Source organism: Pseudomonas sp. AC229, assembly GCF_979254655.1.
Genome location: NZ_CEEDHK010000015.1, coordinates 107,104 through 132,359, shown reverse-complemented (window position 1 = coordinate 132,359; position 25,256 = coordinate 107,104). Strand labels below are relative to the sequence as shown.

23 protein-coding genes are annotated in these 25,256 nt (G+C 59.7%); 7 read left to right on the top strand and 16 right to left on the bottom strand.

Annotation, left to right across the window (positions count from 1 at the left end; translation table 11 throughout):
• Positions 1-133 precede the first annotated feature (133 nt).
• On the top strand, positions 134-1,417 hold the full coding sequence (locus tag AC0IW7_RS20340; protein ID WP_471820407.1) for an NAD(P)/FAD-dependent oxidoreductase: 1,284 nt from the start codon (positions 134-136) through the stop codon (positions 1,415-1,417).
• A 56-nt stretch (positions 1,418-1,473) separates the two neighbouring features.
• Here the strand turns inward: AC0IW7_RS20340 and AC0IW7_RS20335 are convergent, their stop codons facing one another.
• From AC0IW7_RS20335 to ppsA, 9 genes are all read right to left on the bottom strand, one after another.
• Positions 1,474-2,145 carry a peptidase C39 family protein gene (locus AC0IW7_RS20335; RefSeq protein ID WP_471820405.1) on the bottom strand — a complete coding sequence of 224 codons (672 nt, stop codon included), beginning with the start codon at positions 2,143-2,145 and terminating at the stop codon, positions 1,474-1,476.
• Positions 2,146-2,265: 120 nt separating this feature from the next.
• A complete protein-coding gene (locus tag AC0IW7_RS20330; protein WP_122492480.1) occupies positions 2,266-3,303 on the bottom strand; it encodes an OmpA family protein in 1,038 nt (345 codons plus the stop codon).
• Positions 3,304-3,410: 107 nt separating this feature from the next.
• Positions 3,411-4,001: an RNA polymerase sigma factor SigX gene (gene sigX, locus AC0IW7_RS20325; RefSeq protein ID WP_471820403.1), complete on the bottom strand. Its 591-nt coding sequence runs from the start codon at positions 3,999-4,001 to the stop codon at positions 3,411-3,413.
• A 93-nt stretch (positions 4,002-4,094) separates the two neighbouring features.
• Positions 4,095-4,919: a mechanosensitive ion channel family protein gene (locus AC0IW7_RS20320; protein WP_122492482.1), complete on the bottom strand. Its 825-nt coding sequence runs from the start codon at positions 4,917-4,919 to the stop codon at positions 4,095-4,097.
• 2 nt (positions 4,920-4,921) lie between these two features.
• Complete coding sequence (locus tag AC0IW7_RS20315) at positions 4,922-5,167, bottom strand: CrfX protein (protein ID WP_463382096.1); 246 nt, start codon at positions 5,165-5,167, stop codon at positions 4,922-4,924.
• Positions 5,168-5,220: 53 nt separating this feature from the next.
• A complete protein-coding gene (locus AC0IW7_RS20310; protein WP_471820401.1) occupies positions 5,221-6,216 on the bottom strand; it encodes a zinc transporter ZntB in 996 nt (331 codons plus the stop codon).
• 79 nt (positions 6,217-6,295) lie between these two features.
• Entirely contained in the window at positions 6,296-6,784 is a 489-nt protein-coding gene (rraA, locus tag AC0IW7_RS20305) for a ribonuclease E activity regulator RraA (RefSeq protein WP_471820400.1), read from the bottom strand.
• A 68-nt stretch (positions 6,785-6,852) separates the two neighbouring features.
• The gene (locus tag AC0IW7_RS20300) at positions 6,853-7,860 is read right to left on the bottom strand and encodes an alpha/beta fold hydrolase (protein WP_471820398.1); all 1,008 of its coding nucleotides are present in this window, start codon (positions 7,858-7,860) and stop codon (positions 6,853-6,855) included.
• 128 nt (positions 7,861-7,988) lie between these two features.
• A complete protein-coding gene (gene ppsA, locus AC0IW7_RS20295; RefSeq protein WP_471820396.1) occupies positions 7,989-10,361 on the bottom strand; it encodes a phosphoenolpyruvate synthase in 2,373 nt (790 codons plus the stop codon).
• A gap of 193 nt (positions 10,362-10,554) precedes the next feature.
• On the opposite strand from ppsA, the gene ppsR reads away from it, so the two are divergent.
• Together ppsR and AC0IW7_RS20285 are read left to right on the top strand one after the other, a co-directional pair.
• Positions 10,555-11,373, top strand: a complete 819-nt coding sequence (gene ppsR / locus AC0IW7_RS20290) for a posphoenolpyruvate synthetase regulatory kinase/phosphorylase PpsR (protein ID WP_110618553.1) — start codon at positions 10,555-10,557, stop codon at positions 11,371-11,373.
• A gap of 45 nt (positions 11,374-11,418) precedes the next feature.
• A complete protein-coding gene (locus AC0IW7_RS20285) occupies positions 11,419-12,063 on the top strand; it encodes a LysE family translocator (protein WP_471820394.1) in 645 nt (214 codons plus the stop codon).
• Between the two features lie 163 nt (positions 12,064-12,226).
• Here AC0IW7_RS20285 and prpF read toward each other — a convergent pair whose 3' ends face one another.
• The 5 genes from prpF to AC0IW7_RS20260 form a co-directional block, all read right to left on the bottom strand.
• Positions 12,227-13,414, bottom strand: coding sequence for a 2-methylaconitate cis-trans isomerase PrpF (prpF, locus tag AC0IW7_RS20280; RefSeq protein ID WP_471820393.1), 1,188 nt, complete (start codon positions 13,412-13,414; stop codon positions 12,227-12,229).
• 131 nt (positions 13,415-13,545) lie between these two features.
• Positions 13,546-16,155, bottom strand: a complete 2,610-nt coding sequence (gene acnD / locus AC0IW7_RS20275) for a Fe/S-dependent 2-methylisocitrate dehydratase AcnD (protein WP_471820466.1) — start codon at positions 16,153-16,155, stop codon at positions 13,546-13,548.
• A gap of 14 nt (positions 16,156-16,169) precedes the next feature.
• On the bottom strand, positions 16,170-17,333 hold the full coding sequence (prpC, locus tag AC0IW7_RS20270) for a bifunctional 2-methylcitrate synthase/citrate synthase (protein WP_110618555.1): 1,164 nt from the start codon (positions 17,331-17,333) through the stop codon (positions 16,170-16,172).
• A gap of 95 nt (positions 17,334-17,428) precedes the next feature.
• Positions 17,429-18,313, bottom strand: coding sequence for a methylisocitrate lyase (gene prpB / locus AC0IW7_RS20265; protein ID WP_471820391.1), 885 nt, complete (start codon positions 18,311-18,313; stop codon positions 17,429-17,431).
• The gene (locus AC0IW7_RS20260; RefSeq protein WP_471820389.1) at positions 18,310-19,041 is read right to left on the bottom strand and encodes a GntR family transcriptional regulator; all 732 of its coding nucleotides are present in this window, start codon (positions 19,039-19,041) and stop codon (positions 18,310-18,312) included. Before AC0IW7_RS20260 ends, prpB begins: the two co-directional genes overlap by 4 nt.
• A gap of 382 nt (positions 19,042-19,423) precedes the next feature.
• On the opposite strand from AC0IW7_RS20260, the gene rloA reads away from it, so the two are divergent.
• From rloA to AC0IW7_RS20245, 3 genes are all read left to right on the top strand, one after another.
• Positions 19,424-19,975 carry a retropepsin-like aspartic peptidase RloA gene (gene rloA / locus AC0IW7_RS20255; RefSeq protein ID WP_471820388.1) on the top strand — a complete coding sequence of 184 codons (552 nt, stop codon included), beginning with the start codon at positions 19,424-19,426 and terminating at the stop codon, positions 19,973-19,975.
• A gap of 144 nt (positions 19,976-20,119) precedes the next feature.
• Positions 20,120-21,646 (top strand): osmotic stress tolerance membrane protein RloB, encoded by a 1,527-nt coding sequence (rloB, locus tag AC0IW7_RS20250; RefSeq protein WP_463551755.1) that lies wholly within the window; start codon positions 20,120-20,122, stop codon positions 21,644-21,646.
• Positions 21,647-21,649: 3 nt separating this feature from the next.
• Positions 21,650-22,636 carry an alpha-L-glutamate ligase-like protein gene (locus AC0IW7_RS20245; protein WP_122492493.1) on the top strand — a complete coding sequence of 329 codons (987 nt, stop codon included), beginning with the start codon at positions 21,650-21,652 and terminating at the stop codon, positions 22,634-22,636.
• 562 nt (positions 22,637-23,198) lie between these two features.
• Here the strand turns inward: AC0IW7_RS20245 and AC0IW7_RS20240 are convergent.
• Together AC0IW7_RS20240 and AC0IW7_RS20235 are read right to left on the bottom strand one after the other, a co-directional pair.
• A complete protein-coding gene (locus AC0IW7_RS20240; RefSeq protein ID WP_463382089.1) occupies positions 23,199-23,798 on the bottom strand; it encodes an FMN-dependent NADH-azoreductase in 600 nt (199 codons plus the stop codon).
• A 133-nt stretch (positions 23,799-23,931) separates the two neighbouring features.
• Entirely contained in the window at positions 23,932-24,261 is a 330-nt protein-coding gene (locus tag AC0IW7_RS20235; protein WP_471820385.1) for a 3-phosphoglycerate kinase, read from the bottom strand.
• 46 nt (positions 24,262-24,307) lie between these two features.
• On the opposite strand from AC0IW7_RS20235, the gene AC0IW7_RS20230 reads away from it, so the two are divergent.
• Complete coding sequence (locus tag AC0IW7_RS20230) at positions 24,308-25,234, top strand: LysR family transcriptional regulator (protein ID WP_122492496.1); 927 nt, start codon at positions 24,308-24,310, stop codon at positions 25,232-25,234.
• Positions 25,235-25,256 lie beyond the last annotated feature (22 nt).

Below are 25,256 nucleotides of genomic sequence, written 5' to 3'. Positions count from 1 at the left end.
CCCTAACTACCTGAATAAACGTATTTTTTACTGTTTACCAAGGCGTTTTATATTTTGCACGGAGGCTAGCCGGGCATTTTTAACTCAGGTAGGATCGCCCGGTTCGTAAAAAATATAAAACAGAGGTTGCAAGATGGCACACACTCCTTATCCGCAGTCTTACTACGCCGCATCGGCCAATGCCGCTCCCGCCAGACCCGAATTGGTAGGCGACGTAGAAACCGATGTCTGTGTAGTAGGTGCCGGATACACCGGCCTTTCAACTGCCCTCTTCCTCCTCGAACACGGTTTCAAAGTCACCATCGTCGAAGCCGCGAAAGTGGGTTTTGGCGCATCGGGCCGCAACGGCGGCCAGATCGTTAACAGTTACAGCCGCGACATCGATGTAATCGAGCGCACCGTCGGCGCCAAACAAGCTCAGCTCCTCGGCCAAATGGCCTTTGAAGGCGGCCGCATCATTCGCGAGCGCATCGCCACTTACAACATTCAATGCGACTTGAAAGACGGCGGTGTTTTCGCTGCCATCACCAAAAAGCAGATGGGTCATCTGGAATCGCAGAAGAAGCTGTGGGAGCGCTACGGCCATACCCAGCTTGAGCTGATGGACGGCGCGCGCATCCGCGAAGTGGTAAATACCGAGAACTATATCGGCGGCATGCTCGACATGAGCGGCGGCCACATCCACCCGCTAAACCTGGCGCTCGGCGAAGCAGCTGCGGTCGAATCCCTAGGCGGCATCATTTATGAACAAACCCCTGCCACCCGCATTGAGCGCGGCGCCAACCCAGTGGTGCACACGCCACAAGGTCGAGTGAAGGCTAAGTTCATTGTGGTTGCGGGCAACGCTTATCTTGGCAATCTGGTCCCCGAGTTGTCGGCGAAGTCGATGCCTTGCGGCACGCAAGTCCTTACCACGGAACCCTTGAGCGATGAAGTTGCCAAGAGCCTGCTTCCGCAGGACTACTGCGTTGAAGACTGCAACTACCTGCTCGACTACTACCGCCTCAGTGGCGACAAGCGCCTGATCTTCGGCGGCGGCGTGGTATACGGCGCTCGTGACCCGGCCAACATCGAAGCCATCATTCGACCCAAGCTGATCAAAACCTTCCCACAGCTTAAAGACGTGAAGATTGATTACGCCTGGACAGGCAACTTCCTGCTAACCCTGTCGCGCCTTCCTCAAGTTGGCCGCCTCGGCGACAACATCTATTACTCCCAGGGTTGCAGCGGCCACGGCGTTACCTACACCCACCTGGCCGGCAAGATTTTGGCCGAGTCACTGCGGGGTCAAGCCGAACGCTTCGACGCATTCGCCGGACTTCCTCATTATCCGTTCCCGGGCGGCGAGCTGATGCGCGTGCCCTTCACCGCCATGGGCGCCTGGTATTACAGCTTGCGCGACAAACTGGGCTTTTAACTCAGCACAACAAAGAACGGCGCCTATCAGGGCGCCGTTTTTTTGCGTCGCGTATTTCAGTGCCGCGCCCCTTTCAACGCTTCATACGCGTTGGTGGCTGCCAGCTTCTGCCCGGCCTGCTCAAGCTGCGATGCGGCATTCGTCCAGCGCTGACGATCCACATTTGCCGGCAGCTGTGCCGGCGCCTGAGTCAGAATTGCCCAGTTGCCGGCTTCGCTCCAAGCCGACTGAAAGCTTTTAAAACTCATCAAAAAACGGCGATTCATGCCGGATCGCAGCAACAAGCGCTGCTTGACCCGGTCATACCCCACCACCACGGCATAACGGGGCGACGAAACAAAGCTGCCGTCATCTATACGAACCAACACCGGAAACCCGGCAGAGACTTGCTCCAGTAAATCGGCCAAGCCGGGCGATAGCGGATACACCAGCAACCCATACCCATTAACCAGACGAGTCAAATTCTTCTCGACCGCTGATTCCTGGCCGGGCAAGTGCATTTTCTTCGCCACTAAACCAGGCGTGGTGACGACACCTTGCTGCGACAGCATTTCTGCCACCGCGCCCGGCACACCCTCGAATGCGGTTTCAGCGAAAAACGGCACAGCGTTCAGCTCAACCCGCTCCGGCAATGCGCGCACTTGCGGCGCGATAGCCACGCGAGAGGCGCAACTGGCTACCAGCAGCAACGCGCAACTTGCTAATAGTAAGAGACGCAATTTCGCCACTTGCGCAGCTCCTATTTAAGTAAAGAAAGACCAGAGCATACCGTGCCGACAACCAGCGCACCGAATCGCAGGCAAAGAAAAGCCCGGCCTAAGCCGGGCTTTTCTGAAACACCGTGCTAATTACTTAGCTTGGGCTTCAACTTCAGCTTCTACGCGACGGTTAACAGCGCGGCCAGCTTCGGTAGCGTTGTCAGCAACCGGCTTGGACTCGCCGTAGCCAACAGCGTTAACGCGCTCGCCACCTACACCGTACTGGTTAACCAGAACTTCACGAACGGCGTTAGCACGACGCTCGGACAGTTTTTGGTTGTAAGCGTCAGTACCAACGGAGTCAGTGTGACCTTCAACAGTGGTGGAAGTCGCTGGGTACTGGTTCATGAAGTCAGCCAGGTTTTTGATGTCGCCATAGCTTTCTTCTTTGACTTTCGACTTGTCGAAGTCGAATTTCACGTCCAGTTCAACGCGAACAACTTCAGCAACGGCTGGGCAGCCATCAGCGTCAACAGTTACGTTGGCAGCAGTGCCTGGGCACTTGTCAACGTTATCGCAAACGCCGTCGTTGTCGCTGTCCGAGCAAACTTCTGGAGCAGCAGCAGCGGCTACAGGCTCAGCTGCTTTCTTGCCGCCGCCGAAGTTAACGCCGATACCAACGCTTGGCGCCCACTCGGTGTCGCCTTGGTCGATGTTGTATTGAGCTTCAACGCCAGCACGGGCGTAGAAGTTCTCGGTGAAATACACCTTGGCACCGCCGCCCAGGTTGGCGAAGGTGGAGCCGTTACGACCGCCATTGCCGTTCTGGCCAATGCTCTGGTCGGAGAAGCCGGCCGAAACGTACGGACGCAGCATGTCGCCAGGAGCGTTGAAGTGGTACAGCGCGTCCAGAGCGGTGTTCGAGCCTTTGATGTTGCGGCCGTCATCGCTGCGAGCGTTGTGAACTTCGTCGTAGCCCAGACGCAGTTCAACGTCGTCGGTCAGGAAGTAACCAACGGAACCGCCGAAGAGGTTGCCGTTGTTTTTGAAGTCACGAGCGCTGTCGAACATTTCTTTTTTCGCGAAGCCTTCGATTTCTACTGCACCTTGGCCTTGGGCCAACGCCTGAAGAGAGGAAGCAGCGATCAGCGAGCCGATAACAACGCCTAAGGTGTTTTTAAATTTCATCCGTAAATCCCTATCTTGGTGGTCAGTAAGTTGTCTGACAAACGCAAGACAACTCAGGCGGCGATTCTAACAGCAATCGCCTGGTCGGTTAGAGGTATTTCACCTAACTAAGTTTCGGTAACGCCGGAAAATTTTTCCCGCAACCGGTCGAGCGCTCTTTTATAACGCATCTTGGTTGCGCTCAAGCCCATATGCATGATGTCGGCGATTTCCTGAAACTCCAGTTCGGCAACAAATCGGAGCACCAGAATCTCCCTGTCTATGGGGTTTACATGGACTAGCCAACGGTCCAGACCGCCCGGTTCTTGGGCAATGGGCGCTTTTTCTTCGGAAGCTTCTTCCAAAGAATCCAAACTTAAAGCGTCCAACAAACGCCTTTTTCGACGTTCTTTACGGTACTGGGTAATGCACTCGTTGTAGGTAATGCTGTAAAGCCAAGTCTTGAACTTTGACTTGCCTTCGAAATTCTTCAACCCATATAAAACTTTCAACATTACTTCTTGACAGACGTCGTCGGCATCCCTGTCGTTTCCGAGATAACGGGCACACACGTTAAATAGGGTTCGCTGGTAACGACGCATCAGCTCTTCATATGCCCGCGTAATGTGGAACAACTCCACATGCGCACGCGCCACCAGCTCTTCATCCGAGAGCTCGCGGGGGTCATAACGGGACGATAGCGATTGAGCTTTATTCAAAACGAGTCGGGCCGGCAGTCTGGTGGATAGCCGCCAAGGCCCTGAACCTCAGGCAGTTCAGGATGGCGGCATACATTAGCAGGGATTGGCGCGTTAGCGACTGCTCACCCGTTGCTCAAGGATTTCGCGATTGGACAGCGAAACCAGCTCGCCGTCATCCGTCAGCAGGGTGGTTTTCACCGTACCGATTTCCTCGATCTGCCCTTCCACCTCACCCACTTTCAACTGCTGCCCCACCTCATACAGCTCTCGCACATAGATACCGGCGAGTATCTGCGCAGCGATGTCACGACTGCCCAGGCCCAGCGCCAGTGCCACAGCCAGGCCAACCGAGATCAGCACGATTGCGATCACGTTGTTGAGCAAATCAGTTTTGACTTCGAGCTGGCCGATAGCGACCGAGATGCTGAGGATAATGACCAGGCCCTGAGCGATGCGGGCCAGGCCATTGGCGTAATCCAGACCCACGCCATCCGCTGCACTGCGCACCAGACCACTGACCAGTTGCGCCAGCAAAATACCAATCACCAGCACCAGTGCCGCGCCAAACACTTTTGGCAGGTACAGCGCCAGCACATCCAGGGTTGCCGATACCCGCTGCAGCCCCAGCGATTCAGCGGCCGAAACCAGAAAAACGAGCAGCACAAACCAGTAAACGATCTTGCCGATCAGCGCCGACACTGGCACTTGAATGCCTGCACGGCCAATCAGCTTGGTCAGGCCAGTGCCTGCCATCAAGCGATCCAGGCCCACTTTGCCGAGCAGTTTCGACAGCAAGGTGTCGAGCAGCTTGGCGACCACAAACCCCAGCAGCACCAGGATCAGCGCCACGAACAGGTTGGGAATGAACACTGCAACCTTGGTCCACAGCGCAGCCATTGCCTCTTTCAGGCTTTGGGTCCAGAGATCGAGTTCCATGTTCAGTCAGCCTTCTTGGTCATACGAGCGGAGGAAGTGCGGCGCGATACCGGCGCGACATGATCAGAGCCTTTGTTCACGGCGATCATCAGCGCTTCGAGGCAACGCCCCATGAGGCCGAACAGGTCGCCGGCGCCCACTTGTCTATTGGCGGTTTTCAACACGCGGCCCAGGGTTGCGTCATCGTCGTGGCTGGTGGCCGAGGACTTGAGCAAATCTCGCAGGGATTGTTCGAATGGATCGTGCATGCGCACCTCAGGATTTCTCAGGGCTAGACGCGGGCTATTTTTGCCGGGTCACATCAAACCCAACGTAATCGGCGAAAAAGCCACCATTGTCCCAGCGCGACCGATGCCATTAGCAAACACGCCAGAAGAAAACCATACGGGCTTTCGGACCCCGGGATGCCGCCGACATTGATGCCCAGCAGCCCGGTAAGAAAACTCATCGGCAGGAAAATACCGGTGATGATGCCAAAGCGGTACATAGTGCGGTTCATCCGCTCGCTCATGCGCCGGCTCTCGGTTTCCAGCACCAGCCCTACCCGCTCGCGAATCAGTTCGAGCTCTTCGAGGTAGCGAGTAAGCAGGTTGTTCAGCTCGTTCCAGTAATCCGCATCATCGCTGCAAAACCACGGCAGTTTATTGCGGGTCAGTTGCGCATAGATGTCACGCTGCGGCGCGAGGAATCGCCGCAAACCGGCGGCGCGACGACGGATATGCAGCATTTGCCCATGCTCCGGCGTGAAACGCTCATCCGCGTCGGCGCGCTCTTCCTGCGCATCGACTAGCTCGGACAGGTCCATCACCAGCGCGTCGACCTTGCCGGTCATGTGTTGTGCGATATACAGCATCAGTTCCGAGGCGCTTTTCGGTCCTTTTCCGGCATCAAGTTCGGCGATCAGATCTTCGGTTGCATGCAACGGCCGCAGTCGCAACGAGATCACGCGCTGGGCGGCGGCGAAAATTCGCACCGACACCATGTCTTCCGGCTCGGCGCCCGGGTTCAAATTGACGCCACGTAGAAATAGCAGCAGTTCGTCGTTAGGCAAGGGAAGCAGACGTGGCCGCGTGTTCTCCTCCAGCAGCAAATCGCAGCTGAATTCGTTCAGGCCACTGTCGGTGCGAAGCCAGGCGTGGGTCTGCGGGTGACCGCGATCCCAATGCAGCCAAAGACTTTCAGCCGGCTCAAGCTGAATAACGTCGAGCTGCTGGCGCGTAATGGCGCGCGCACCACCCTCGCCGTCCAGCACAAACGCGTGCACCAGCCCCCATTGGGCGTTGTCTTCCTCGTGCATTCCCTCGGCATTCCTTCTTTATTACTGCGGCACGACACCTAAAAGAAAAACCCGACTTGCGCCGGGTCTTATGGCCGTATCAGGACGGCATGCTGAGCGGTTGCGCAGAAACGATTATGCCGTTGTTATCGGCGTACACGTACTCGCCCGGGCGGAAGGTGACGCCGCCGAAGGTCACGACCACGTTGAGGTCGCCAATGCCGCGCTTGTCGGTTTTCATCGGGTGGGTTGCCAAGGCCTGCACGCCCAGCTCGGTTTGCGCAATGACGTCGACATCACGGATGCAGCCATAAATGACCAAGCCTTCCCAGCCATTTTTCGCCGCCTTTTCCGCGAGCATGTCGCCCAGCAATGCACGGCGCAGCGAACCGCCACCGTCCACAACCAGCACTTTCCCCTTGCCGTTCAGGTCGACCTGATCCTTTACCAGTGAGTTGTCTTCGAAGCACTTGATGGTGACGATTTCGCCGCCAAACGAGTCGCGGCCGCCGAAGTTGCTGAACATTGGCTCAACCACTTGCACTAACTCGGGGTAGGCATCGCACAAATCGGGAGTGACGTATTGCATGGGAAAACTCCTGGTTAGGTTCTGGAAACCGCTGACTCAAATTTGGATACGGCGCCATCTTAGCCGTGTCACTGCAACGAAGAAACGCTCGGCGCAGGCGCTTCTTCAGGTTCCAACGCAGCGGGAAGGCGCAAATTGCGCAACCAGTGCTCGGCCAGCGGCCAGACCTCGGCCTGTGCCTGTTTGCTGACCAGCATCTCGACGTGCCCGAAGTCATCACTGAACCCCTGCCGTTTGCCTAAGCAAACAAAGCAGCGCTGCTCGGAGCCGAATTGTTCCAGCAACTTGCGGCAGCCCCACGCCGGGTCTTGCTCATCGCCGTCGGCAGTTACTACCAATACGGGCACGTTGACCTCGGCCAGCCCTTTCCACCAGTCGTTTTTCTTGCCTTCGCCAAAACGGCCAAACAGGCGGTGCCAGCGCAGGCTCTCGCGCATTAAGCCAACCGGCTCGTCCTCCGGGCCGCGCTTGAGGCGCGAACCAGAAATCACCGAAACGCCCTTGAGCAGCAAGCGTGCGCCCCACTCCACTGGCGGAATTTTCAGCGGCCAGTAAACGCGGCTGACCTGGCTGCCGAATAGCGCCACCGACGCCACGTCGTCTTCGCTCAGGTAATGCCCACCCAGTGCGGCGGCCAAGGTAATGCCACCCAGCGAATGGCCAATCCAGTGAGGCGCCTGCCCGCTCTGCTCGCGCACGAAAGCGGCAATGGCCGGCAAGTCGTAACGCGCGTAGTCGGCCACCGTGTTGTTGTTGTAGTCGAGGTTGCGTGGCGACAAGCCGTGGCCACGCATTTCGGCAATCCACACGTCGAATCCGGCGCGCGCCAGATACGGCCCCAAGCCAATGCACTTGGGCGAATACCAGAAGCGGCGGTTGGAAAAGCTGCCCGGAATCAGAATGACCGGCACGCCCCGGTCTTCACCGTGGTCAGCCATGCCCAAGCGGGTCAGCGCCAGCTCGACGCTGAAGTCCGGGCTGTTTGAGGGTTTGAGGCGATAAACATCCTCGCTGAGATCGCCACGAAACTCGGCGCTCATCAAGGCTACGGGAAACAGTTCACTGCTACTTTGCATGCGGATCGACTGACAGGAAAACTTGCAGAAAAAAGGGCGGGAAATAGCCCCGCCCTTCTTTTGTTTTTTGTGTTTCTTGTTGGGCTTTGCGGTGCTCAGCTGTGAGCATCGCGAAACCCAACGGGACCTTAGGCCTGTTGACCTTCCGCCAGGAAGAACCAGGTTTCCAGCACGGAGTCCGGGTTCAACGACACGCTTTCAATGCCTTGCTCCATCAGCCATTTGGCCAGATCGGGGTGGTCCGAAGGGCCCTGACCGCAAATGCCGATGTACTTGCCGGCCTTGTTGCACGCTTGAATAGCGTTGGACAGCAGCTTCTTGACCGCCGGATTACGCTCGTCAAACAGGTGAGCGATGATGCCGGAGTCACGGTCCAGGCCCAGCGTCAGCTGAGTCAGGTCGTTGGAGCCGATGGAGAAGCCGTCGAAGAATTCCAGGAATTCGTCAGCCAGAATGGCGTTGGATGGCAGTTCGCACATCATGATGATGCGCAGGCCATCTTGGCCACGAGCCAGGCCGTTGGCCGCCAGCAAGTCGATAACCTGGCTCGCTTCGCCCAGGGTGCGAACGAACGGCACCATGATCTCGACGTTGGTCAGGCCCATCTCGTTGCGCACTTTTTTCAGTGCACGGCATTCCAGTTCGAAGCAGTCACGGAACGCTTCGCTGATGTAACGCGACGCGCCACGGAAGCCCAGCATTGGGTTTTCTTCTTCCGGCTCGTACAGCTTGCCGCCGATGAGGTTGGCGTATTCGTTGGACTTGAAGTCCGACAACCGCACGATGACTTTCTTCGGCCAGAACGCCGCGGCCAAGGTGCTGATGCCCTCGACCAGTTTCTCGACATAGAAGCCAACCGGATCGTCGTAACCGGCGATGCGTTTGTCGACGCTGTCTTTGATGTCTGCTGGCAAGCCTTCGTAGTTCAGCAGCGCCTTGGGGTGCACGCCGATCATACGGTTGATGATGAATTCCAGACGCGCCAGGCCGACACCAGCGTTAGGCAACTGGGCAAAGTCAAACGCGCGGTCCGGGTTGCCGACGTTCATCATGATTTTGAACGGCAGATCAGGCATGGCATCGACGGAGTTGGTGCGAATGTCGAAACCCAGTTCGCCTTCGAAAATAAAGCCGGTATCGCCTTCAGCGCACGACACGGTCACGCCCTGGCCATCGACCAGCACTTGCGTGGCGTTACCGCAACCGACCACTGCCGGAATACCCAGCTCACGGGCGATGATCGCGGCGTGGCAGGTACGGCCGCCACGGTTGGTGACGATGGCGCTGGCGCGCTTCATGACCGGTTCCCAGTCCGGGTCGGTCATGTCGGAAACCAGCACGTCGCCCGGCTGAACCTTGTCCATCTCGGCGATATCGTTGATCACGCGCACTTTACCGGCGCCGATCTTCTGGCCAATGGCACGGCCTTCCACCAGCACTTTGCCGGTTTCTTTAAGCAGGTAGCGCTCCATCACGTTGGCGGTGGTGCGGCTTTTTACGGTTTCCGGACGCGCTTGAACGATGTACAGCTTGCCGTCGTCGCCGTCTTTGGCCCACTCGATGTCCATCGGGCGACCGTAGTGTTTTTCGATGATGATCGCCTGCTTGGCCAGCTCGGTGACTTCGGCATCGCTCAGGCAGAAACGGGCGCGGTCAGCGCGGTCGACATCAACGGTTTTCACCGACTTGCCGGCCTTGGCTTCGTCGCCATAAATCATCTTGATGGCTTTGCTGCCCAGGTTGCGACGCAGGATCGCCGGGCGGCCTTCTTCCAGGGTTTTCTTGTGAACGTAGAATTCGTCCGGGTTCACCGCGCCTTGCACCACGGTTTCGCCGAGGCCGTAGGCGCCGGTGATGAACACCACGTCACGGAAGCCCGACTCGGTATCCAGGGTGAACAACACGCCAGCGGTGCCGGTTTCCGAACGCACCATGCGCTGAACGCCAGCCGACAACGCCACCAGCTTGTGATCGAAGCCTTGGTGCACGCGGTAGGAAATGGCGCGGTCGTTGAACAGCGAGGCAAACACTTCCTTGGCGGCGCGGATTACGTTTTCCACGCCACGAATGTTCAGGAAGGTTTCTTGCTGGCCAGCGAACGAGGCGTCTGGCAAGTCTTCGGCGGTGGCCGACGAGCGCACGGCGACGGCCATGTTTTCGTTGCCGTTGGCCATGACTGCGAAGGCTTGGCGAATTTCGGTGTTCAAGCGTTCAGGGAATTCGGCTTCCATGATCCATTGACGGATCTGCGCACCGGTTTTGGCCAGGGCATTGACGTCATCGACATCCAGCGCGTCGAGCGCGGCGTGGATCTGGGCGTTGAGGCCGCTCAGTTCGAGGAAATCACGGTAGGCTTGGGCAGTGGTTGCGAAACCACCGGGGACCGAGACGCCAGCGCCTGCGAGGTTACTGATCATTTCGCCGAGGGATGCGTTCTTGCCCCCCACGTGCTCCACATCATGGACGCCGAGCTTATCGAGGGAAACTACGTATTCAGCCAAGGTGATCTCTCCACTAACGGTGTTGGACTAGCTCAGACCCTATTTACTCTCACGCTTTGCCGCACCTTGGTGCCGCTCCCTGTGACGGTGGCCTGGCCCTGGAAAATAAGTAACAATGCCAACCGGCATGGCTTCGATCAAATGGGGCCTATGATAGCCAAGAATCATCCTTAGCTTAAGGCCCTCGGTGCAAATGAAACGAACCGCTTTCTTCATCTCCGACGGCACCGGCATCACGGCCGAAACGCTTGGCCAAAGCCTGCTGGCGCAGTTCGAGAACATCACGTTCCACAAGCTCACGCGCCCCTACATCGACACCGTAGAAAAAGCGCGGGCGATGGTACAACAAATCAATAATGCGGCTGAGAAAGACGGCGTTCGCCCGATCATTTTCGACACCATCGTCAACCAGGACATCCGCGATATTCTCGCCAAGTCCGATGGCTTCATGATCGACATCTTCTCGACCTTTCTCGCTCCCCTCGAACAGGAACTGACGTCACATTCGTCCTATTCGGTGGGCAAGTCCCATTCCATCAGCCACAACTCCAATTACATGGAGCGTATCGAGGCGGTGAACTTCGCCCTCGACAACGACGATGGCGCCCGCACGCATTACTACGACAAGGCCGACCTGATTCTGGTCGGTGTCTCGCGCTGCGGTAAAACCCCAACCTGCCTATATATGGCACTGCAATATGGCATTCGTGCAGCCAACTACCCGCTGACCGAAGACGACATGGAGCGCCTGCAATTACCCAACGCGCTCAAGCAGTACAAAGACAAGCTGTTCGGCCTGACCATCGACCCCGACCGCTTGACCGCCATTCGCAACGAACGCAAGCCCAACAGCCGTTACGCCAGTTTTGCCCAGTGCGAGTTCGAAGTGCGTGAAGTCGAACAACTGCTGCGCCGGGAAAACATTCCGTACATCAATTCCACGCATTTTTCCGTGGAAGAAATCTCCGCCAAAATCCTGGTGGAAAAAGGCGTTGAGCGGCGCTTGAAATAGACGCCGCTGAAACAGACCCGCTACAGCGAAAAAGGTGCACATTCGATGACGCTAATGGACTGCTTGTTGTTTGCACCGATCGCCGTAGCGATTGCCCTCACGCCGGGGCCCAACAATTTCTGCGCGCTCAATAACGGTATTCGTCACGGCGTCGGCACTGCCGTTGCCGCCACGGTTGGCCGCAATGTGGCCTACGCGATCTTCCTGGCCATTTCCGCCGTTGGCCTGGGTGCCATGTTGCTGGCGTCGGAAACCGCGTTCACCGTTTTGAAATGGCTGGGCGCGGCTTACCTGCTTTACCTCGGCATTCGCGCCTGGCGCAGCCGTGAATTCAGCGGTCTGGATCTGGCTGAAAGCAGCGTAGCAGAGGGCGCGGCTGGCGGCAGAAGTGTGACGCGCCTGATGCTTCAGGAGTTTCTCGTCGGCATCAGTAACCCCAAAGCCATTTTGCTGTTCGCGGCCATCTTCCCGCAGTTCATCAAACCCGATTTGCCCACCACCGAACAATTTGTGTACCTGGGCGGCACGTACCTGTTGGCCGAGTTCGTGGCCTCCATGGTGTACGGCCTGTTCGGGCGGCAGATTCGCCGGCTGATCAAGACTCCAACAGGGGCGCGGCGCCTGAACAAAACCACCGGGGCGTTTTTTATGGGCGCCAGTGGGGTGTTGTTGAGCACTACGCACCATTGATCGTGCTCGCAGCCTCCCCCTCTCCCTAACCCTCTCCCCGCTGGGGCGAGGGGACTGAAAGCCGATCGGAAATAAGCCCGCCACCGCGCTCAAGCTCCCCTCGCCCGCTAAGCCGGCCGGGCAGGCGAGAGGGGCTGGGGGAGAGGGCCGGCCTCCACGCAAATCAGAAGCTCCCCGCCGGCACCCGCACCCACCCTTCCATCAACACCCGCGCACTGCGGCTCATGATGGCTTTCTTCACCACCCACTCGCCGTTCACCTGCTGCGCCTCGGCGCCGACGCGCAAGGTGCCGGACGGATGCCCAAAGCGCACCGCCGTGCGCTCACCGCCGCCTGCCGCCAGGTTGACTAAGGTGCCGGGGATCGATGCCGCCGTGCCAATGGCCACTGCCGCCGTGCCCATCATGGCGTGGTGCAACTTGCCCATGGACAGCGCGCGCACCAGCAAATCGACCTCGCCCTTGGCCACGGTTTTGCCGCTCGAAGCGCGGTAGTCCTGCGCTTTGGCAACAAACGCCACCTTGGGCGTGTGCTGGCGAGTCAGGGCTTCTTCGGGCGTTTTGATCAGGCCCATGCGCAGCGCGCCGGCCACACGAATGGCTTCGAAGCGCTCAAGCGCCGCGGGGTTGGTGTTGATGTCTTCACGCAGCTCGGTGCCGGTGTAGCCGATGTCCTCGGCATTCACGAACACCGTGGGAATACCGGCCGTGATCATCGTCGCCTTGAAGGTGCCGATACCCGCCACTTCCAAATCGTCGACCAGGTTGCCCGTGGGAAACATCGAGCCGCCCGCCTCGCCATCGTCAGATGGGTCGAGAAACTCCAGCACGATTTCCGCAGCGGGAAAGGTCACGCCGTCCAGCTCGAAGTCGCCGCTCTCCTGAACCTGGCCGTTGCTGACCGGCACGTGGGCGATGATGGTTTTCTGGATATTGGCCTGCCAGATCCGCACCACGCACACGCCGTTCTCGGGGATGCGCGCGGGGTCGACCAAGCCGGCGTGCAGCGCAAACGCGCCGGCGCCGGTGGAAAGGTTGCCGCAATTGCCGCTCCAGTCGACGAACGCTTTGTCGATGGAAACCTGGCCGTACAGGTAATCAACGTCGTGATCCGGCTGCGTGCTTTTCGACAGAATCACGCACTTGCTGGTACTCGACGTGGCGCCGCCCATGCCGTCGATTTGCGCGGCGTACGGGTCGGGGCTGCCGATCACGCGCATAAACAGACGGTCACGGGCCGTGCCCGGCACCTGGCAGCTTTCCGGTAAATCTTGCAGGCGGAAGAACACGCCTTTACTGGTGCCGCCACGCATATAGGTGGCGGGGATTTTGATTTGTGCTGGGTGAGGCATGAACTGTGTCCTCGATCGTTGGAGCATCCCTTCTCCCTCAGGGAGAAGGTGCCCGAAGGGCGGATGAGGGATGACGTCCACCAAACCCTCACCCCAACCCTCTCCCAGAGGGAGAGGGAGCTAGCGTTTTTTCACGCCACCGTCGCTTCCAGGAAGTCCTTGGCGAAACGCTGCAACACGCCGCCCGCCTCGTACACCGACACTTCTTCGGCCGTATCCAGGCGGCAGGTCATCGGCACTTCCAGGCGTTCGCCGTTTTTCCGGGTAATGACCAGGGTCAGCGTGGCGCGCGGGGTGCGCTCGCCAATCACGTCGTACACCTCGGTGCCGTCCAGCCCCAGGGTCAGGCGGTTGGTGCCGGGTTTGAACTCCAGCGGCAAAACGCCCATGCCCACCAGGTTGGTGCGGTGAATACGCTCGAAGCCTTCAGCGGCAATCGCTTCCACGCCAGCCAGACGCACGCCTTTGGCGGCCCAGTCGCGGGACGAGCCCTGACCGTAGTCGGCGCCGGCCACGATAATCAGCGGCTGCTTGCGCTCCATGTAGGTTTCGATGGCTTCCCACATGCGCGTGACCTTGCCGTCCGGCTCGATGCGCGTCAGCGAGCCCTTCTTCACCTGCCCGTCCACCACGGCCATTTCGTTGACCAACTGCGGGTTGGCAAAGGTGGCGCGCTGGGCGGTCAGGTGGTCGCCGCGGTGCGTGGCGTAAGAGTTGAAGTCCTCTTCCGGCAAGCCCATTTTCGCCAGGTACTCGCCGGCGGCGCTGTCCAACAGAATGGCGTTGGATGGCGACAGGTGATCGGTGGTGATGTTGTCCGGCAACACCGCCAACGGGCGCATGCCGGTCAGGCTGCGCTCGCCGGCCAGGGCGCCTTCCCAATACGGCGGACGGCGAATATAGGTGGACTGCGGGCGCCAGTCGTACAGCGGACTGGCCGCCTCCTCCACCGTGCCCAGGTCGAACATCGGAATGTAGATCTGCTTGAACTGCTCCGGCTTCACCGACGAGGCCACCAAGGCGTCGATTTCCTCGTCGCTTGGCCACAGGTCTTTGAGCGTGATGGCGTTGCCGGCGGCGTCATGGCCGAGCACGTCCTGTTCAATGTCGAAGCGCACGGTGCCGGCGATGGCGTACGCCACCACCAACGGCGGCGAGGCCAGGAACGCTTGTTTGGCGTACGGGTGAATGCGCCCGTCGAAGTTGCGGTTGCCCGACAACACGGCGGTGGCGTACAGGTCGCGGTCGATGATTTCTTGCTGAATCACCGGGTCCAGCGCGCCGGACATGCCGTTACAGGTGGTGCACGCATACGCCACGATGCCAAAGCCCAACTGCTCAAGTTCGCTGAGCAAACCGGCTTCTTCCAGGTACAACTTGGCCACTTTCGAGCCCGGCGCAAACGAGGTTTTCACCCACGGTTTGCGTTGCAGACCCAAGGCGTTGGCTTTCTTCGCGACCAAGCCGGCGGCGACGACGTTGCGCGGGTTCGAGGTGTTGGTGCAACTGGTGATGGCGGCAATGATCACCGCGCCGTCAGGCAACTTGCCCTCGGCTTCTTCGCCCTTGGCCGCCGCCAGCATGGCGTCGCCGGCAATGCCGCGTTCCTGCAAGGCGCTGGTGGGCAGGCGTTTGTGCGGGTTGCTGGGGCCGGCCATGTTGCGCACTACGCTGGACAAATCGAAGCTCAGCACCCGCTCGTACTCGGCCGTTTCCAGCGCGTCGGCCCACAGGCCGGTGAGCTTGGCGTACTGCTCAACCAACGCCACTTGCTGCGGCTCGCGGCCGGTCAGCACCAAGTAATCGATGGTTTGCTGGTCGATGTAGAACATCGAGGCGGTGGCGCCGTATTCGGGGCACATGTTCGAGATGGTCGCGCGGTCGCCGATGGACAGGCTGTTGGCGCCTTCGCCGAAGAATTCCACATAGGCGCCAACCACGCGCTCCTTGCGCAGGAACTCGGTAATCGCCAACACGATGTCAGTGGCAGTAATGCCGGGCTGGCGTTTGCCGGTCAGCTCGACGCCGACGATATCCGGCAGACGCATCATCGAGGCGCGGCCAAGCATCACGGTTTCCGCTTCCAGGCCGCCAACGCCGATGGCGATCACGCCCAAGGCATCGACGTGCGGGGTGTGGCTGTCGGTGCCGACGCAGGTGTCGGGGTACGCCACGCCATCGCGCGCCTGGATCACCGGGCTCATTTTCTCCAGGTTGATCTGGTGCATGATGCCGTTGCCGGCCGGGATCACGTCGACGTTCTTGAACGCGGTTTTGGTCCACTCAATAAAGTGAAAACGGTCCTCGTTGCGACGCTCTTCCACGGCCCGGTTCTTCTCGAACGCGTCCGGGTCGAAGCCGGCGAATTCCACGGCCAACGAGTGGTCGACGATCAGTTGCGTCGGCACCACCGGGTTGACCTTGGCCGGGTCGCCGCCCATGTCGGCGATTGCGTCACGCAGACCGGCCAGGTCCACCAGGGCGGTCTGGCCAAGAATGTCGTGGCACACAACGCGCGCCGGGTACCAAGGGAAGTCGAGGTCGCGTTTGCGTTCGATCAGTTGCTTGAGGGAATCGGTGAGCATGGCCGGGTCGCAGCGGCGCACCAATTGCTCGGCCAGCACGCGCGAGGTGTACGGCAGCTTGGCGTACGCGCCCGGCTCGATGGCGTCGACCGCTTCGCGCGTGTCGAAGTAATCCAGCACGGTGCCCGGCAGGTTCTTGCGGTATTGGGTGTTCATCGCAATGCTCATGGTTATGGGCGGTCCTTGAGCGGCACGAACTTGAGGTCTTCGGGACCGGTGTAGTTGGCGCTCGGGCGAATGATTTTGCCGTCGATACGCTGCTCGATAACGTGCGACGACCAGCCCGAGGTGCGGGCGATCACGAACAGCGGCGTGAACATGGCGGTGGGTACGCCCATCATGTGGTAGCTAACGGCGCTGAACCAATCGAGGTTGGGGAACATTTTCTTGATGTCCCACATGATGGTTTCCAGGCGCTCGGCAATGTCGAACATCTTGGTGTTGTTCTGCTCCGCCGACAGCTCGCGGGCCACTTCCTTGATCACTTTGTTGCGCGGGTCGGCCACGGTGTAGACCGGGTGGCCGAAGCCGATCACCACTTCTTTCTTCTCCACGCGGGCGCGGATATCGGCCTCGGCTTCGTCCGGGTTGTCGTAGCGCTTTTGAATTTCGAAGGCTACTTCGTTGGCGCCGCCATGCTTGGGGCCACGCAACGCGCCAATGGCGCCAGCGATGCACGAGTGCATGTCCGAACCGGTGCCGGCGATTACGCGGGAGGTAAAGGTCGAGGCGTTGAATTCATGCTCGGCGTACAGGTTCAGCGAGGTGTGCATGGCGCGCACCCACGACTCGCGCGGTTTTTCGCCGTGCAGCAAGTGCAGGAAATGACCGCCGATGGAGTCGTCGTCGGTTTCCACATCGATGCGCTTGCCGTTGTGGCTGAAGTGATACCAATACAACAAGGCCGAGCCCAGCGAGGCCATCAGCTTGTCGGCAATGTCGCGGGCGCCGGGGTGGTTGTGGTCGTCTTTCTCGGGCGACACGCAGCCCAGCACCGATACGGCGGTGCGCATCACATCCATCGGGTGCGCCGAGGGCGGCAGCTGTTCCAGCGAGGTTTTCAGCGCCGCCGGAATGCCCCGCAGTGCTTTGAGCTTGGCTTTGTAGGCGGCCAGTTCCGACACATTCGGCAGCTTGCCGTGCACCAGCAGGTGGGCGATTTCTTCGAAGTCGCAGCGGTTGGCAAAGTCCAGCACATCGTAGCCACGGTAATGCAGGTCGTTGCCGGTACGGCCGACGGTGCACAGCGCGGTGTTGCCGGCGGCGGTGCCGCTCAGGGCAACTGATTTCTTGGGTTTGAAGCCCGGCGTGGTCGTCTCTGGGGTTGCGCTCATCGCGGGTATCTCCTCATCTGATCCGGTTGTAATTGTTGTTCTGACTCAGCACAGCGCTGGCCGGCCGCCGCTTCAGTCGAGCGGCCGGGTGGCAATCACTTCTTCGCCGCAAACAACGCGTCGAGCTTCTGCTCGAAGGCGTGGTAGTTGATGCGGTCATACAGTTCAGCACGGGTCTGCATCAATTCGATGACGTCTTTCTGGTGGCCGTTCTGGCGAATCGAGGTGTAGACACTTTCCGCCGCCTTGTTCGAGGCGCGGAATGCCGACAGCGGATACAGCTGAATGGCAACGCCGACCGAGGCCAGTTCATCGCGGGTAAACAGCGGCGTGGCGCCGAACTCGGTGATATTGGCCAGCACCGGCACACCCAGCGCGTCGACAAAGCGCTTGTAGGTCGGCAGGTCGTAGGCGGCCTCGGCAAAGATGCCGTCGGCGCCGGCTTCCACATAGCGCAGGCAGCGTTCAATGGCAGCGTCCACGCCTTCGGCCTGAATGGCGTCGGTGCGGGCGATCAGGAAGAAATCGGCGTCGGTCTTGGCGTCGGCAGCGGCTTTTACGCGGTCGGCCATTTCTTCGGTCGAAACAATTTCCTTGCCCGGGCGGTGACCACAGCGTTTGGCGCCGACCTGATCTTCAATGTGAGCCGCCGCGGCGCCGGCCTTGATCAGGCTTTTAACCGTGCGCTCGATATTGAAGGCGCTGGGGCCGAAGCCGGTGTCGATGTCGACCAGCAATGGCAGGTCGCACACGTCGGTGATGCGGCGCACGTCGGTGAGCACGTCGTCCAGGGTGTTGATGCCCAGATCCGGCAAGCCCAACGAGCCGGCCGCCACCCCGCCACCGGACAGGTAAATGGCTTTATAACCGGCGCGCTTGGCCAGCAGCGCGTGGTTGGCGTTGATCGCGCCGATGACCTGCAACGGCGACTCGGCAGCAATGGCAGCGCGGAAACGTTGACCTGCGGTGTTGGAGCTCATGCTTCACCTCTCGTGGGGGATTTGCGAACCGCCTGCCCGGCCTGGCCGGTGTAGTGGCGTTCTATGTTGCGTTTGGAGGCAGCGATATGGCGGCGCATCAGCAGCTCCGCCAGTTCGCCGTCGCGTTCGGAAATGGCGTCGAGAATGCGGTGATGCTCGGCAAACGCATGACGCGGACGATTGGGCGTGGCGGAAAACTGCAGGCGATACATGCGCACCAATTGGTACAGCTCGCCGCAGAGCATTTGCGCCAGGGTTTTGTTGCCGCTGCCTTGAATGATTCGGTAGTGGAAGTCGAAATCGCCTTCCTGCTGGTAATAGCCGACACCGGCCTGAAACGCCGCATCGCGCTCATGCAGCTCCAGCACGCTGCGCAGCTCATCGATTTCAGTCTGGCTCATGCGCTCGGCCGCCAGGCGACAGGCCATGCCTTCTAGGGATTCGCGAATTTCGTAGAGCTCAATCAGCTCGGCATGGCTGAGCGAAACAACGCGCGCGCCGACATGGGGTACGCGCACCAGCAGCTTCTGGCCTTCAAGCCGGTGAATCGCCTCACGCAGCGGGCCACGGCTGATGCCATAGGTGCGGGCCAGTTCGGGTTCGGAGATTTTGCTGCCGGGTGCAATGTCGCCCTGCACGATAGCCGCCTGAATGCGGCGGAATACGTGCTCAGAGAGGGTTTCGGAGTCGACGGGGGAATCGACCGGGGATTCGAGGGCGTCTTGCATATTGTCGACACACCGATGAATATTTCGGTGAAAAGTACGCTCTGGACTCTTTTTAGTCAAACCTAGAGAACGGATTGTCGACAGTTATGGTAGAGCGCGGTTTGCAGGAATCGCGGCTGAAGCCGCTCCTACAGGTTGGCGTTTGGTGCGGGAGCGGCTTTCGCCGCGATGCTTTTTTGCCACGCAACCGCCTGTCGCCGCGAAAAATCTGCATGTTAGAATGCGCCGCGCTTGAAGCCTGCCAGCCTGCACCGTTCGGGCTGCTAGACTCACTCGCCAAGCGCCAGGTGAACCTAAGCCCTCGCTGTTAACACTAAGTGACTTGATCCGGGACTGCCCCACACGGACCCCGCTGAAATTTCCACGATCCGTTTTAGGACTTATGACACTCAAGCCCTTAGCCTTCTTTTTATCGCTCGCTCTGTTGCCGGCCCTCAGCCAGGCGGCGGAAAAGGGTGTGTATGGCCTGAACGAATACGCGCAGCTCACCGACATTGATCTGCAAGTGGCGGCCAAGCTCGACACCGGCGCCAAAACCGCTTCCCTCAGCGCCCGCGACATCAAACGCTTCAAACGCGATGGCGAAACCTGGGTGCGCTTTTACCTGGCCATCGACGACGCCCACGCGCACCCCATCGAGCGGCCCCTGGCGCGCATCAGCAAAATCAAACGCCGCGCCGGGGACTACGATCCCGACGAAGAGAAAACCTACACTGCACGTCCGGTCATCGAACTTCAGGTATGCATGGGCAAAGCCTTGCGCACCATCGAGGTCAACCTCACCGACCGCAGCGCGTTCCAGTACCCCTTGTTAATTGGTTCCGAAGCGCTAAAACGCTTCGATGCCTTGGTCGACCCCAGCCTCAAATACGCCGCCGGCAAACCCGGCTGCGCGGTGGCAGAAGACAGCAGTGAGAAACATCCGGTGAGCTAAACGGCCTACCCGGCCGCGCCCGTTACACCGAAACAGCGTCAAGAACGTGAGCTCCACCGCAATGCCATTACCTGCACCGCGCCCTGCCTGGGGTCATGTGGTACAGCGACACTGACAAGATTGATTAATGGACAGGTTCCCCACATGCGCTCTCTTACCCTGCATCTGAAAGTCCTGATCGCCATTTTGGTGACCCTGGGCGTTCTGATTACGGCCTACCAGATTTTCGTCGTTGGCATTCCGATTACCGAGGATGAAACCGACGATCTGTGGAACATCGATGCCAAGGTCGAATTCCAGGCCACACCGAAAAACCCGGTGAAGGTGCAGATGTTCGTGCCGCCGCTGAGCCAGGATTATGTAAGCCTCAACGAGAGCTTCATTTCCAATAACTACGGGGTGAGCATCAACCGCGTCGACGGCAACCGTAAGGTCACCTGGTCGGCCCGTCGTGTCAGTGGCAACCAAACGCTCTACTACCGCCTGGTGCTGACCAAGCGTTACAGCGGTGAAAAACCGAAAGCCAAAGGCCCGATTTTCCGCGACAGCATTGCTGTGGAAGGCGCCGAAAAAATTGCCGCCGAAGCGCTGATGGCGCCGATTCGCCAGCACTCGGCCGACATCGAAACCTTCATCAGCGAAACCATCAAACGGGTCAACAACGTCAACGATGACAACGTCAAACTGCTGCTGGCAGGCGACCTGTCGACCCCGAACAAAGCCAAAACCATCGAACTGCTGCTTTCCATCGCCCATGTGCCGATGGAGCGCGTGCACACCATTCGCCTGGTAGCGGACCAACCGCAAACCCCGGAACTGTGGCTGCGCAGCTTCAACGGTCAGGACTGGCTGTACTTCAGCCCGGAAACCGGCGAACAAGGCCTGCCGGCCGACCGCCTGGTGTGGTGGACCGGTGATGAAAACCTGGTGAGCATCGAAGGCGGGAAAAAACTTCAGGTGCGCTTCAGCCTCAACAACAGCCAGATGAACGCCATTCGCCTGGCCAAGCTGACCGACGAAAACACCGACGCCGACTTCCTCGAATACTCGCTGTACGGCCTGCCGCTGCAAACCCAGCAAACCTTCATGATCATGGTGATGATCCCCATCGGCGTGCTGGTGATTTTGGTACTGCGCAACCTGATCGGGCTGCAGACCCTGGGTACGTTCACGCCGGTACTGATCGCCCTCGCCTTCCGCGAAATGCAACTGGGCTACGGCATTGCGCTGTTCACCATCATTACCGCGCTGGGCCTGTCATTACGCTCGTACCTGGAACATTTGAAACTGCAAATGCTGCCGAGGCTGTCGGTGGTGCTGACCTTTGTGGTGGTGCTGATCGCGACCATCAGTTTGCTGAGCCACAAGTTGGGCCTGGAACGCGGGCTGTCTGTCGCGCTGTTCCCGATGGTGATTTTGACCATGACCATCGAACGCCTGTCGATCACCTGGGAAGAACGTGGCGGCGGCCATGCCATGAAAGTGGCCATCGGTACGCTGTTCGCCGCCTCCCTCGCGCACCTGCTGATGACCGTGCCGGAGCTCAACTACTTCGTCTTCACCTTCCCGGCTGTGCTGCTGATTCTGGTGGGCTTCATGTTGGCCATGGGTCGTTATCGCGGCTATCGCCTGACCGAGCTGTTCCGCTTCAAAGCCTTTCTGAAGGACTGAGCCATGTTCGGCATGATCAAAACGTGGAAGGCCCTGGAAGCCAAAGGCATCATGGGCATCAACCGGCGCAACGCGGACTACGTGCTCAAGTACAACAAACGGCACCTGTACCCGATTGTGGATGACAAGATCATCACCAAAGAGCGGGCGATTCTGGCCGGCATTCATGTGCCGGAAATGTACGGCATCATCGAAACCGAGAAGCAGATCGACAAGCTGCCGGAAATCATCGGCGACCGTCCCGACTTCGTCATCAAGCCCGCCCAGGGCGCGGGCGGCGACGGCATTCTGGTGATCGCCGACCGCTTCGAAGACCGCTACCGCACGGTGTCCGGCAAAATCGTCAGCCATGAAGAGCTGGAGCATCAGATCTCCAGCATCCTCACCGGCCTCTACTCACTGGGCGGCCACCGCGACCGCGCGCTGATCGAATACCGGGTTACGCCGGACCAGATCTTCAAAAGCATCAGCTACGAAGGCGTGCCGGACATCCGCATCATTGTGCTGATGGGCTACCCGGTGATGGCCATGCTGCGTCTGCCCACCCGCCAGTCCGGCGGCAAAGCCAACCTGCACCAAGGCGCCATTGGCGTTGGTGTCGACCTGGCCACCGGCGTCACGCTGCGCGGCACCTGGCTGAACAACAAAATCAGCAAGCACCCCGACACCACCAATGCCGTGGATGGCGTACAGCTGCCCAACTGGGATGGCTTTATGAAACTGGCCGCCGGTTGCTACGAACTGTGCGGGCTGGGCTACATCGGCGTGGACATGGTGCTCGACCAGGAAAAAGGCCCGCTGATTCTGGAACTCAACGCCCGCCCCGGCTTGAACATCCAGATCGCCAACGACTGCGGCCTGACTCACCGCGCTCATGCCGTGGAAGCACGCATCGAAGAACTGACCGCACAAGGCGTGGTGGAAACCGCCGAGGACCGCGTGAAATTTTCCCAGAGCCTGTTTGGCAACGTGCATCGGCCAGAGATTTGATTGGCGCGTAGCGCAATAAAAAGCCCGGCACATGCCGGGCTTTTTATTGGCAGCTCCCTGCCCCCTGAATTCCGAATCGTCGGACCGCCGCCTTCGCGGGAATAACGGTGTTAAGCCTGAAGGCGCTCCTAACCGCCCCCCCGTCATCCCCGCGCAGGCGGGGATCCAGGCTTTTGAGCCGTGTGCAGAACTGCGTCAAATCCAGAACTCTGGATCCCCGCCTTCGCGGGGATGACGGAGGTTGTTGTCGCGTCCCGATTTAGCCGCCGATTGCCAGAGCATGACGGAGGTTTTTGCCACTCTTGGCCTCATCCCCGCGCAGGCGGGGATCCAGGCTTGCATGGCGAACGTGAAAATCCGTCGCCACTTCACCCTTATCTCAGGATAAAGAACCTAGCGAGTGACCCGAATACCCTGAACCAGCATTTCCACCAGGCAAAAAAATGCCCAACAGAACAAGGGGAGCGTCTGTCGGGCGGATACACGCAGGAGCGGGCGTGTGAAGTAGGAGCATTAACCAACCGGGGCGCCGCTCCAGCCGAGCAGGCGCCTCGTCAATTCATCAAGCCACTTGCGCCAGCTGCGCCTTGGCTTGATTCAAACCTTTTTCCATAAACTCGCCACCCAGGTTCAAACCCTCAGCGTGAATGAAGCTCACGTCGTGAATGCCGACAAAGCCCAACGCCTGGCGCAGGTAGGGTTCCTGGTGATCCAGACTGCTGCCGGCGTAAATGCCGCCACGGGAAGTCAGCACAAAGGCGCGTTTGCCGGTGAGCAGGCCTTGCGGGCCGGTTTCGGTGTATTTGAACGTCACGCCGGCACGCAGCACATGGTCGAGCCACGATTTCAGCGTGCTGGGAATGGTGAAGTTGTACATCGGCGCGGCCAGCACCAGCACGTCGGCGGCGAGCAATTCATTGGTCAGGGTGTTGGAGCGAACCAGGGCGGCTTTTTCGGCGTCGCTCTGCTGGTCGGCGGGCGTCATCCAGCCGCCGAGCAGGTTCATGTCCAGGTGCGGGACTTGGTCAACAGCGAGGTCACGAACGGTGATGGTGTCGCCAGGGTGGGCGGCCTGCCATTGCGCAATGAACTGCGCGGTGAGTTCGCGGGAGATCGAACCCTGGGTGCGGGCGCTGCTTTCAATCACTAAAACCTGAGACATGGGACCTGCTCCATCTGCGTTGTGCTTGCGATGGAGCTAGACTAATGCCGCCTAAATCGATAAAAAAGCGTAAAAAACCGCTACAACCTATCTATTTATTTGATTTATCGCGTCGTTAACCCTAGTCTCAGCGCTAGACAGGTTTACAGGTGACGCGGATGCGCATTTTGATGACTTGCGAGGTAAAGCGGCCGGTCAGCAACGCGTCTTTGCCGGGTTGCAGCGTGACCTTGCGGGTGCGAGGTGCTTCCGGCCCATTGCGGAAAACCGCCGAGCATTCGGCGGCCGCCCGGCCATAGTTGTAAAGCTGCACGGCCCCCATGTTGAAGTCGACTTCCTGGGTCGAGGCCGACACCTCGGCGCCATTGAGCTTTTTCTCAAGCTCGATGGGAAACGCAAAGGCGGTCAACGGCAGTGCGCTCAGGGGCAGCGCGGCAAAGGCTAAACACAACAACTTATTCATAGTGGTCTCCGGCAGGGATCACAGCTTAGGACAAGAGGATGCGAGGATGAAAGCGCCCCGGGTAACCCTGGATCAGTGGCGAACGTTGCAAGCGGTCGTCGACCACGGCGGTTTCGCCCAGGCAGCCGAAGCGTTGCACCGCTCGCAGTCGTCGGTGAGCTACACCGTGGCGCGTATGCAAGAGCAACTGGGCGTGCCGCTGCTGCGTATCGACGGTCGCAAAGCCGTGCTCACCGAGGCCGGCGATGTGCTGCTGCGCCGCTCACGGCAACTGGTGAAGAACGCCAGCCAACTCGAAGACCTCGCCCACCACATGGAACAAGGGTGGGAAGCCGAAGTGCGTTTGGTGGTCGATGCCGCCTACCCCACCGCCCGCCTGGTTCGTGCCCTGACCGCGTTTATGCCGCAGAGCCGTGGCTGCCGCGTGCGGCTGCGTGAGGAAGTGTTGTCGGGGGTCGAGGAAGTGCTGAAAGACGGCATCGCCGACCTGGCCATTTGCGGCTTCAACGTGCCGGGCTTTCTCGGTTCGGAAATGAACCCGGTGGAATTCGTCGCCGTCGCCCACCCCGAACACGCCCTGCACCGCCTGCAACGGGAAATCACCTTTCAAGACCTCGAATCCCATATGCAAGTGGTCATCCGCGACTCGGGCCGCCAGCAACCCAAAGACGTCGGCTGGCTCGGCGCCGAGCAGCGCTGGACCCTCGGCAGCCTGGCGACGGCTGCCACGTTTGTGGCCAGTGGGCTGGGTTTCGCCTGGTTGCCGCGCCACCTGATCGAGCGCGAACTGCGCGAAGGTGTGCTCAAAGAATTGCCGCTAGACCGCGGTGGCAGCCGCCACCCGACGTTCTTCCTCTATACCAACAAAGACAAACCCCTGGGCCCGGCCACGCAGATTCTTATCGAGCTGCTGCGCAACTTCGACGCCGCGCCGCTGGACGCCCCATTCGCCGCACCCGCCATGCACAACTGACCCCGCAGCCGCGCTAGCCAGG